This is a genomic window from Vibrio sp. 1580 (genome assembly GCF_033340055.1).
This window is the reverse complement of the sequence record NZ_JAWOVT010000010.1, coordinates 174,701-186,173: the sequence shown is the minus strand read 5'-3', so window position 1 is coordinate 186,173 and position 11,473 is coordinate 174,701. Positions and strand designations below refer to the sequence as shown.

Annotated in this window: 6 protein-coding genes; all 6 read left to right on the top strand. The window is 41.9% G+C overall.

Annotated features, from left to right (window positions below; genetic code table 11):
- The first annotated feature begins 177 nt into the window (after window positions 1–177).
- A complete protein-coding gene (locus R7093_RS17085) occupies window positions 178–843 on the top strand; it encodes a hypothetical protein (protein WP_005377438.1) in 666 nt (221 codons plus the stop codon).
- Between the two features lie 226 nt (window positions 844–1,069).
- Window positions 1,070–3,676: an aminopeptidase N gene (gene pepN / locus R7093_RS17080; RefSeq protein ID WP_047102324.1), complete on the top strand. Its 2,607-nt coding sequence runs from the start codon at window positions 1,070–1,072 to the stop codon at window positions 3,674–3,676.
- A 65-nt stretch (window positions 3,677–3,741) separates the two neighbouring features.
- Window positions 3,742–3,960, top strand: a complete 219-nt coding sequence (locus R7093_RS17075; RefSeq protein ID WP_005377440.1) for a DUF2835 domain-containing protein — start codon at window positions 3,742–3,744, stop codon at window positions 3,958–3,960.
- A gap of 201 nt (window positions 3,961–4,161) precedes the next feature.
- Complete coding sequence (locus R7093_RS17070) at window positions 4,162–9,003, top strand: NAD-glutamate dehydrogenase (RefSeq protein WP_047102322.1); 4,842 nt, start codon at window positions 4,162–4,164, stop codon at window positions 9,001–9,003.
- A 311-nt stretch (window positions 9,004–9,314) separates the two neighbouring features.
- Window positions 9,315–10,325, top strand: coding sequence for a quinone-dependent dihydroorotate dehydrogenase (pyrD, locus tag R7093_RS17065; RefSeq protein ID WP_017634281.1), 1,011 nt, complete (start codon window positions 9,315–9,317; stop codon window positions 10,323–10,325).
- Between the two features lie 168 nt (window positions 10,326–10,493).
- Window positions 10,494–11,036 (top strand): cell division protein ZapC, encoded by a 543-nt coding sequence (locus tag R7093_RS17060; RefSeq protein WP_005377444.1) that lies wholly within the window; start codon window positions 10,494–10,496, stop codon window positions 11,034–11,036.
- Window positions 11,037–11,473: the final 437 nt, after the last annotated feature.

Here is an 11,473-nt window from a genome sequence, read left to right as displayed (position 1 = left end):
TAAAAAGAGTGAGTCTTTCAGATTCACTCTTTTTTTATGCCTTTTTGTCTTCCGCTGTCTCGATATCGAGCAAGATATTCGCTTATTTTCCCCCAATAATTTACGTGATCTACATCTAAAATTTCGCGAAAGTGAGGACTACTGGCTAAGCTAAAAGAAAACGATAAGGATGCCGATATGAAGTGGTTCTTTATTTTACTTAGCTTTTGCTGCTTTAGTGTGTTTGGTGGAGAAAACACCAGAGAAGATGAATTAAGTCACTTTGACACGCCGTTTCTCATCGGAGACTGGTATTTGATGAACCCAAACCCCGAAGAGTCGGCTGAAAACTTTCGTGCGATCAAACTCTCATTAGGTTCTGACTACAGCTTTTCTATTGATATTCAAAAGAAAGACTATTCCGTTGACCATTGGGAAGGGCTGTATAACGCAAATGAAGACACCATCGTTCTTGGTTTAAACACCGACGAGCCTCAAATTTATGCCTATCGCAACAACCATAATACGCTTGATCTTAATGGTGTAACATTCACTAAGGGATTATCCAATTCACTTGCAGGTATTTGGTCTAGCTCTCACGTATCTGGCGACGGTCTAGTGGCCAACAACATTAATCAGATGGATTTGATACTTCAACCTGATTTCGTGTTCATGTTTAGGGTTTCGAACGAAGAAGGGGATGAGTCCATCAAACAAGGTGTGTTTTACACAGAAGATGAGTTTTTGGTTCTGTTGTATGAAAATGGCGAGCATGGAACCACGTATAAGCTCAACAAGAATGAGCTAACGATCGAAGATTCCAATGGTGATATGTACGCCGTACTCAATAGAGTTACGCCATGATGCCTTTAACATGCGCCAAATTACGCGTGCGTACGGTAAGTCATTAATGTTGTTCAAATATTAATCAAAAAACGGAGCTAGAGCACTAAAAGCTCCGTTTTTTGATGGAAAGACTTGTATTCTGATACCACAACCCCTACAAATAGCTTATATAGTGATACCAGAACTGCATTTTTGATCATGCAGTCTGGTATTTTTGTTGTTCGACATACAAGGATTTATGCTCATGTCTCAAGCTCCCCAGGCCAAATATCGTAAAGATTATAAAGAGCCATCTCATGCGATTACTGATATCGATCTTACTTTTGATCTATATGACAATGACACAATCGTTACGGCGGTATCAAAAGTTGCTCAAAAAGGCGATACAACAACGCTAGAACTCGATGGCGAAGGGCTTGAGCTACGCGCTGTAAAAGTAAATGGTGAGGATTGGGCTCATCACGAGGTGAAGGAGTCATCGCTGGTACTGACCGATCTTCCATCCGAGTTTGAACTTGAAATCGTCACCAAAATTGATCCTGAAGCGAATACAGCACTCGAAGGTTTGTACAAATCAGGCGGCGCATTTTGTACTCAGTGTGAGGCTGAGGGCTTCCGCCGTATCACGTACTATCTAGACCGTCCGGATGTTCTAGCAAAATACACAACAAAAGTGATCGCAGATAAAGCGGCTTACCCATATTTGCTGAGCAATGGTAACCGAATTGCAGAAGGTGATGCAGAGAACGGTCGTCATTGGGTTCAATGGCAGGATCCGCATCCAAAACCAGCTTACTTGTTCGCCCTTGTTGCAGGCGACTTTGATGTATTGCGTGACAAATATACAACGATGTCAGGTCGCAGTGTTGATTTAGAAATCTTTGTTGATAAAGGTAACTTAGATCGTGCAGGTCATGCGATGACATCTTTGATCAACTCGATGAAGTGGGATGAGGAACGCTTTGGCCTGGAATACGATCTGGATATTTATATGATCGTTGCTGTTGATTTCTTCAACATGGGTGCAATGGAAAACAAAGGCTTGAACATTTTTAACTCAAAATATGTTCTGGCGAACGATCAAACTGCGACAGATCGTGACTATTTAGGTATCGAAGCTGTGATCGGTCATGAGTACTTCCACAACTGGACTGGCAACCGTGTCACTTGTCGTGACTGGTTCCAACTAAGTCTAAAAGAAGGCTTAACCGTATTCCGTGACCAAGAATTCTCTTCTGACTTAGGTTCTCGTGCTGATAACCGTATTGATAACGTACGTATTATTCGTGGTCCTCAATTTGCGGAAGATGCAAGCCCAATGTCTCACCCGATTCGTCCTGACAAAGTCATTGAGATGAATAACTTCTACACGCTAACGGTGTATGAAAAGGGCAGCGAAGTTATTCGCATGTACCATACACTCCTTGGCGAAGAGGGCTTCCAAAAAGGAATGAAACTTTATTTTGAACGTCACGATGGTACCGCCGCGACGTGTGAAGACTTTGTTTCTGCAATGGAAGATGCCACCGGTGTTGATTTAAAACAGTTCCGTTTGTGGTACAGCCAATCGGGTACACCAACGCTACGCGTAAATAGCGAATACAACGCTGATGCAAAAACTTACGCACTAACGGTAGAGCAATTTACGGAGCCGACGCAAGACCAAGCAGAAAAACAAGCGCTGCATATTCCGTTCGATATCGAGTTGTATGATTCGAAAGGTCGAGTTATCCCACTGGTGATTAACGGTGAATCTGTTCATAACGTGCTGGATATTAAACAAGATAAGCAAACGTTCGTATTTGAAAATGTCGAAGAACAGCCAGTGCCATCTTTGTTGCGTGAATTCTCGGCACCAGTCAAATTAGAATACGATTACAGCGATGACGAGTTAGTCTTCTTGATGAAGCACGCAACGAACGATTTTGCTCGATGGGACGCTAGCCAAATGCTATTGGCTAAATACATTCGTCAGAATGTGAAAAATGTTCAAGCGGGACAAGAAGTATCACTTTCTGAAGGTCTGATAGATGCTTTCCGCGGTGTGCTGTTGGATGAAACGCTTGAGCCAGCTTTCATTGCTCAAGTTTTCTCTATGCCTTCAATCAATGAGATTACTGGTTGGTACCAGCAAATTGATATCGATGCCGTAGACAAAGTGCTAAACAGCATTACAGTGTCACTTTCTAAGGAATTAGAAGATGAGCTAAGTGCGACTTATCACACGCTTAAGCAAACAGAGTATACGATCGACCATGCTGCAATTGGCAAGCGTGCTTTACGTAACCGTTGCCTTCAGTACCTAGCATATACGGAAAAAGGTAATGATTTAGTCAACGCACAATACGCATCTGCAAATAACATGACAGATACGATTGCTGCGATGAGTGCTGCAAATAACGCTCAGCTCGAGTGTCGTGAAGCACTTATGGCTGATTACAGCGATAAATGGAAGCATGATGGTTTGGTTATGGATAAGTGGTTTGCACTGCAAGGTAGCAATCCTGCAGAGGATGCTCTTGAAAAAGTAAAAGCAACCATGAACCACGAAGCATTTAGTTTGAAAAATCCGAACCGTACGCGCAGCTTAATTGGCTCGTTCTTAAGTGCGAACCCTGTACGTTTCCATGATAAATCCGGTGTAGGTTACCAGTTTGCCGGTGAAATTCTTCGCCAACTAAATGATTCGAACCCACAAGTAGCTTCTCGAATGATTGATCCTTTGCTTAAGTTCCGTAAATACGATGAAGCTCGCCAAGCAATGATTCGTGCAGAACTTGAAAAGCTCAAAGCAATGGATAATCTTGCTAAAGATCTATTCGAAAAAGTGACTAAAGCACTAGACGAATAGTAAACAACACAATAGGGTGGTCATTAAGGCCACCTTATTTGTTTATGTCACTTAGTTTTCACTTCATGAACTATTACTATTTCAATCTCAACATTTCATATCAAACGTTTTTATCTCATTATTCTGGTGCGGCAAGTGTTGTTCAAGTTGTCACACACAACGGTTTGCGTTTGCAGTTACCCGCCGCGAGATTTAGACCATTTCTTAGTCAATTGGGCGTTAGAGGCCAGTTTAGACTAACAACTGACCAAAATAATAAGTTTCTTAAGTTAGAAACTCTGTGATGTATTGTATTTGCAGAGAGTTAAATAGGAATCTTAGTCACAGAATCGGACATTTCACCTCTTACCACTACGATTAGTTGTTAAACATTTGTAATTATGCTTTTACAATGGGCACATGCATTACCTATGCTTAGTTTCTAAGGTAACAACCTAGCTACTAAGTCCCCCTACAAAACAACAATTCTAATGTGGAGTGTGAATATGACCGCGCGTGAAAATGTAGTGCCGGTTCTGCTTGAAAAGGTTTACCAACTGATTCAAGACAAACTCGAGCTTTCTCACCAAACGCTTGTAACTAAACTTGCTCAACACTTATTCAGTAACATTGCTGATGATGATCTAATTCAGCGAAACGAATCCGACCTTTATGGTGCTGTCGTTAGCCTTTGGCACCATATCAATGAAAAAAAACCAGAAGAGATTTCGGTTCGAGTATTTAACCCGACCGTAAGTCGTCAAGGCTGGCAATCCACACACACAATCGTAGAAATTGTTGTTCCAGATAGTCCATTCTTAGTGGACTCAGTCAAAATGGCTTTAGCACGTTTGGATCTTGTTTGTCACCTAATGTTGAATAACCCAACACAGATTCAGCGTGATAAAAAAGGCCAAGTTACAGACGTAAACGGTGAGGGTGGTGTTCTTCAATCACTTTTCCACATAGAGGTAGACCGCCTTACTAGTAAAGACGAGATGCAAGCGCTTAAAGAAGAGCTGTTAAGAATTCTATCTGATACTCGCTTAGTCGTTGATGACTGGAAGCAGATGGTTGATAAGCTTAAGTTTGTTACTGATGAACTTGAGAAAAATAAAGATCGTGTTTCTATCCAAACTGATCGTATGGATGAAACGATCGCATTTCTTCGTTGGCTAGAAGATCATAACTTTACCTTTATGGGTTATAAAGATTATGACTTAAAAGAGGTCAATGGTGATACCGAACTTGTTCCTGCTAAAGAAAAAGGACTAGGTCTGTTTGCTGATGACAAGCGCGTGCGTAGCGTCAAGCTCTCTGAATTATCAGATTCAGCGCGATTAGAAGCGAAAAAACCATACGCTCTGATCATCACCAAAGGTAACAAAGCATCTCGTATCCACCGTCCAGCTTATACTGATTACATCGGTATTAAGAAGTTTGATGAAAACGGTAAAGTAATAGGTGAGCATCGCTTTACTGGTTTATATACCTCCGCCGTTTACAACCAAGCGGTACAAAGTATTCCTTTGATCCGTGAAAAAGTTGACCGTATCCTTGAAGCAAGTGGATACCGTCACGGATCATACTCATACAAAGCATTGCACAATATCTTAGAAAACTACCCACGCGACGAGTTGCTTCAAGCTAATGAAGAAGAGCTGCTTGAGGTGGGAATGGGTGTTGTACAAATGCAAGATCGTGACTTGCTGCGTTTGTTTGTTCGTAAAGACCCATTTGGTCGTTTCTTCAGTTGCATGGTTTATGTCACTAAAGATCGTTACAACACAGAATTGCGTCGTCAAACTCAACGCATTCTTAAGCAGTACTTTGGTTGCGAGCAAGAGGTTGAATTTACAACGTACTTCTCAGAAAGCCCACTAGCGAGAACACATTACATTGTTCGTGTAGACAATAACAACATTGACGTAGACGTGAAAAAGATCGAGCAAAATCTAATGGAAGTTTCTACCTCTTGGGATGACAGACTAAAAGAATCCATCATTGCTAACTTTGGTGAAAGTAAAGGCCTTCCTCTTTCAAAAGAATATATGAGTGCGTTCCCTCGCTCATACAAAGAGGACATGATGCCAGGTTCTGCGGTTGCAGATATCGAGCGCTTAGAAGCGTTAAGTGATGATAATAAACTTGGCATGTTGTTCTACCGACCTCAAGAAGAGGGTGCAGATTCCAAAGCTGTCCGCTTAAAGTTATACCATCGCGATGAACCAATTCACCTTTCTGACGTAATGCCGATGTTGGAAAACCTTGGTTTGCGTGTGATTGGCGAATCGCCATATGAGATCGAGAAAAACAACGGGCAGACTTTCTGGATCCTTGACTTCTCTATGCTGCATAAGAGCGAGAAAACCGTTGACCTTCGTGAAGCTCGTGATCGTTTCCAACAAGCATTTGCTGCCATTTGGGCGGGTAATCTTGAAAGTGATGGTTTCAACCGATTGTTATTAGGTGCGTCGTTATCTGGCCGTGAGATTTCCATTCTTCGTGCTTACGCACGATACATGCGCCAAGTAGGCTTCCCATTCAGTCAGCAGTACATCGAAGACACGCTAAGCCACTACCCAGACTTAGCGACAGGTCTAGTCAAGCTATTCACCAAGCGATTTGATCCAAAACACAAAGGCAGCGAGAAAGGCCAAAACGATCTAATTAAAAAGCTAACAGAGCAGTTGGATCGTGTAGAGAGCTTGGATGATGATCGTATTATTCGTCGTTATATTGAAATGATCATGGCGACGCTTCGTACCAACTACTACCAAGTAGACGAGAATAAGCAGCCTAAGCCTTGGTTATCTTTGAAAATGAAGCCAAGCGATATTCCTGAGATTCCGCAGCCTGTACCTGCATTCGAGATCTTTGTTTACGCACCAGATATTGAAGGTGTTCACCTTCGTGGTGGAAAAGTGGCTCGTGGTGGTTTGCGTTGGTCAGATCGTCAAGAAGACTTCCGTACGGAGATTCTTGGCTTAGTAAAAGCGCAACAGGTTAAGAACACTGTAATTGTACCAGTGGGTGCAAAAGGCGGCTTCGTTTGTAAACGCCAGCCATCTCTCACCACTCGTGATGAAATTTTTGCGGAAGGTCAGCGTTGTTACAAACGCTTTATCCGTGCACTGCTAGATGTGTCAGATAACATCATTGAAGGAGAGGTGGTACCACCACAAAACGTTGTTCGTCACGATGAAGATGACCCATATCTAGTAGTGGCTGCCGATAAAGGCACAGCAACCTTCTCAGATTTGGCAAACTCTGTTTCTGCAGAATACAACTTCTGGCTAGGTGACGCATTCGCTTCAGGTGGTTCAAACGGTTATGATCACAAAGCAATGGGAATCACCGCAAAAGGTGGTTGGGAATCTGTTAAACGTCACTTCCGTGAAATGGGCATCAACTGTCAGACCACTGATTTTACTGCAATCGGTGTAGGTGATATGGCAGGTGACGTGTTCGGTAACGGTATGCTGTTATCGAAGCATATTCGATTGCAAGCTGCGTTTAACCACATGCATATCTTTATTGATCCAAATCCAGATTCAGCCAGCAGCTGGGAAGAGCGTAACCGCTTGTTTAATCTGCCAAGATCAAGCTGGGAAGATTACAACAAAGACTTGATCTCTCAAGGTGGTGGCATCTTCTCTCGTCGATCAAAATCGATCCAGTTGACGCCAGAAATTCAGAAAATGTTAGGTACTAAGAAAGCATCTTTAGCGCCTAACGATCTGATAAAGATGATCTTGAAAATGAAAGTCGATCTGCTTTGGAATGGTGGTATCGGCACTTACGTTAAATCATCGACAGAAACTCATACAGATGTTGGCGACCGTGCTAACGACATGCTGCGCATTGACGGCCGTGACTTAAGAGCCAAAGTGGTTGGCGAAGGTGGTAACTTGGGTATGACTCAGCTTGGTCGTATCGAATACGCACTAACTGGCGGTCGAGTGAACACGGACTTCGTTGATAACGTAGGTGGCGTTGACTGTTCGGATAATGAAGTCAACATCAAGATCTTCCTCAATGGACTGGTTTCAAATGGCGATCTTACGGTTAAGCAACGTAACCAAATTCTAGAGTCTATGGAAGACGAAGTGGGTGAAATTGTCTTGGATGATGCTTACCGTCAGTCGGAGTCGATCTCTGTTACTGAACAGCAAGGTGTTGGCATTGTTAAGGAGCAAATTCGATTCATCCACACTATGGAGAAAGCAGGGTACTTGGATCGTGCTCTCGAATACATTCCTGATGATGAAACGCTAATCGAGCGTGAAAAACAGGGACTAGGTCTGACTCGCCCTGAGCTATCAGTGTTAGTTGCCTACGGTAAAATGGTACTTAAACAGCAACTTGTTACGGATGAAATCGCAAATGATGAATTCCATGCAAAACAACTTGTTGAATATTTCCCAAGTGCGTTACGACGTAACTATAAAGATCAAATGGTTAATCACCCACTGCGAGCTGAAATTATCGCTACAGCATTGGCTAACCAGATGGTTAATGAAATGGGCTGTAACTTCGTTACTCGTTTGCAAGAAGAAACTGGTGCAAGTGTTGTCGATATTGCCAATGCTTACAGTGCGGCTAGAGAAATCTTTGATTTAGAAGCAATCCTCAAGCAAACTCGCAAACTTGATAACGTTGCGACAGCGCAAGCTCAATACGAAATTATGTTTTACGTGCGCCGAGCACTGCGTCGAATTGCACGCTGGTTGCTTCGTAACCGTAGCGGCAAATGCACGGTCGGTGAGTTGATTGCTATCTACAAGCAAGATGTCAATGTTATCACTGAAACCCTAGACACTATGTTAGTTGAGTCTGAAGTTGAAGAACACAATGACTTGGCTCAAGGTTGGATAGAGAAAGGGGTTGAAGAGAAACTCGCTCACCAAGTTGCCCGCTTATCAAGCTTGCAATCTGCACTGGATATTTCATCAGTAGCAAGTGAAACAGGTAAAACGGTTGAGCAAGCATCGAAACTCTACTTTAACTTGGGTGACCGTTTATCGTTGCATTGGTTCTTGAAGCAAATTAATAGCCAAGCCGTTGATAACAACTGGCAAGCACTTGCTAGAGCGGCATTCCGTGAAGATCTGGACTGGCAACAACGTCAACTTACCGCTCAGGTACTGACTTGTGGCTGCTCAACCGAAGAGCTTGACGTGATGGCTGCGTTAGAAGATTGGATGGAAACTAACGAGCAATCGTTGCACCGCTGGGAGAGTATCTTAAACGAGTTCAAAGTTGGCTCAGTACACGAATTTGCTAAGTTCTCTGTAGCACTTCGAGAGCTAGTACTTTTAAACCTCAACTGCTCATCGAAAGAGTAGTGGAATAATCAAGTCATAAGTAAAAGCCTCGTTATTTAACGGGGCTTTTTATTATCTATTATTCACATTTGGAACAAAAATAGTTACATTGTCACATTGAGTTGAAATTAAAACAGAGTGAAATCGATTGCTTTTAAGCGGTTAGTTACGATTTTTATCGCAGAAATTTGATTGTAATTGTTTGTTTTATATTTAAAAATCTTATAAAGATATAGGTTTTTACTTATTACGTTCATTTTCATTGAATTACGATGAAAAACGGTAAATAATATTGTCCCGTTTATACGGGGCTTTTTTCTTTCGGAGGCACAATGCTTTACCGTCTAGCCAGAACTGGCTTTTTCCAACTCGATGCCGAGAAGGCACATGATCTTGCAATCAAGAACTTCCAACGCTTTAACGGCACACCACTTGATCTCTTTTACCGCCAACAGTTACCAACTCGTCCAGTTGAGTGTATGGGTCTAACATTCCGTAACCCTGTTGGTCTTGCGGCTGGTTTAGATAAAAACGGCGAATGTATTGAAGCATTTGATGCCATGGGCTTTGGCTTTGTCGAAGTCGGCACTGTAACGCCACGACCACAACCAGGTAATGATAAACCACGCCTATTCCGTTTAGTGGAAGCAGAAGGGATCATCAACCGCATGGGCTTTAATAACCTAGGCGTTGATAATTTGATCGAGAATGTTAAACGAGCAAAATTCAATTGTGTTCTCGGAATTAATATCGGTAAAAATAAAGATACGCCAATTGAGAAAGGGGCAGAGGACTACCTGATTTGTATGGAAAAAGTGTATGAGTATGCTGGCTATATTGCAGTAAACATCTCATCGCCAAACACTCCAGGCCTTCGTTCACTTCAATATGGTGAAGCGCTTGATGAACTGCTTTCCGAATTAAAAGCGAAACAAGCGGAGTTATCAGAGAAGTACAACAAGTATGTCCCGTTAGCATTAAAGATTGCGCCAGATTTAAGTGACGATGAAATCTGCCAAATCTGCGATTCTTTATTGAAAAACAATATAGATGGTGTGATCGCGACTAACACAACTTTGGATCGCACGATCGTAGAAGGGATGAAACACGCCAATGAGGCAGGTGGCTTGAGTGGTCGCCCTGTGCAATCACGCTCTACGGAGGTCGTACGTAAGCTTCATGAAGAGCTTGGAGACAAACTTCCAATTATCGGTGTTGGTGGTGTAGATTCCTATGTTGCAGCCAAAGAAAAGATCATGGCAGGCGCTAAACTTGTTCAAGTCTACACTGGCTTTATTTACCACGGCCCAGGTCTCGTACGTGATATTGTTAAGAATCTTTAACATATACATCAAAAACTACTGAAAAATCAGTACCTGTTACATAAAAAAGAGGACTTTGTTTCCTCTTTTTTTTTATCCGTTCGTTTGTAGAATTTAAAAATCACGAGTAGGTAATTAAGCGTCTTACCTCTTTACCACTGATTTAACTAGTCAAGAGAGAACGGAATAATGCTTAAACCCAGCGACAAATGGAATTGGTATTTTGACGAGCAAAAAGCTTGCTTAATGCTGGATCTGGGGGAGGAAATGATTTTCCAAACCAATCTATCCCGAAAATTGTTGGTTAACTGTGCCTTCTCAAACAGTGAATTTACCGTTGATGACGCCAGCGCATTTCAAACGTTTAATGAGCGCATTCGTTGTCTCGATATCAGTGAATATCGCCAAGCTGAATTAACACTATATTGTGTTGCTGCAAAGCGTTTTCATAAACCTGTACAGCCTAAGAGCTGGTTCTTCGATGCACAGTCCTCTGATTATGAACCTCAAGAAGGGGACATGGTCTTTCTCACAAATCAATATTCTGATGGTATGTTCATCGTTCTAGAACCAGGCGAAACATCGAGCTTATGTGCTTATGTTAACCAAGAAGCCTTTGTTCTTGATGGCAATAAGGCGCTTCAATTTGGGCAGCCGATTAAAGTAATGCATGATCGCATGGCTTGTGCAAATCACCTCTTTGCAATGACCCCTATGGCAATGGTGGGTTAAAGCTGTTTAATTTTTCTTTATTTCGTTCCTTTGTTTGCCTTAATCGACCTTATTGGGTCGATTTTTTTTGTCCTTTCCTCTGACACTCCAATCCGAAAGACCATGAAACTGTTTGTTTTCTATGCATGCAAACATGAAGCTGGTCACTTTTATTTTACTTATTTCAATTTGATTACTCCTTTAATTAGGCAACCTAGCGCCTAAAACAACCCTATTTATTCCCCTATAAAGGGTATTTGTAAGTAATTTACATCAACCAATCCAGACTGGTATATACCAAAATGCATGTAAATAAGTATTCACTTCTTCTAAAGGAAACAAAATACGTTCATGAATGAAAAACATTCAAACTAAAGATGTTGAAAGTTTTAGATCATTTGAGTGGTGATGATTTGAACTAACGGGTGGGAAAATACCTTTAAAAACGAGGCATTGAT

What these genes read in the sequence shown, in the direction of transcription:
- R7093_RS17085 (WP_005377438.1), top strand. Translation starts at nt 178, where the DNA reads ATGAAGTGGTTCTTTATTTTACTTAGCTTTTGCTGCTTTAGTGTGTTT.
- pepN (WP_047102324.1), top strand. Translation starts at nt 1,070, where the DNA reads ATGTCTCAAGCTCCCCAGGCCAAATATCGTAAAGATTATAAAGAGCCA.
- R7093_RS17075 (WP_005377440.1), top strand. Translation starts at nt 3,742, where the DNA reads ATGAACTATTACTATTTCAATCTCAACATTTCATATCAAACGTTTTTA.
- R7093_RS17070 (WP_047102322.1), top strand. Translation starts at nt 4,162, where the DNA reads ATGACCGCGCGTGAAAATGTAGTGCCGGTTCTGCTTGAAAAGGTTTAC.
- pyrD (WP_017634281.1), top strand. Translation starts at nt 9,315, where the DNA reads ATGCTTTACCGTCTAGCCAGAACTGGCTTTTTCCAACTCGATGCCGAG.
- R7093_RS17060 (WP_005377444.1), top strand. Translation starts at nt 10,494, where the DNA reads ATGCTTAAACCCAGCGACAAATGGAATTGGTATTTTGACGAGCAAAAA.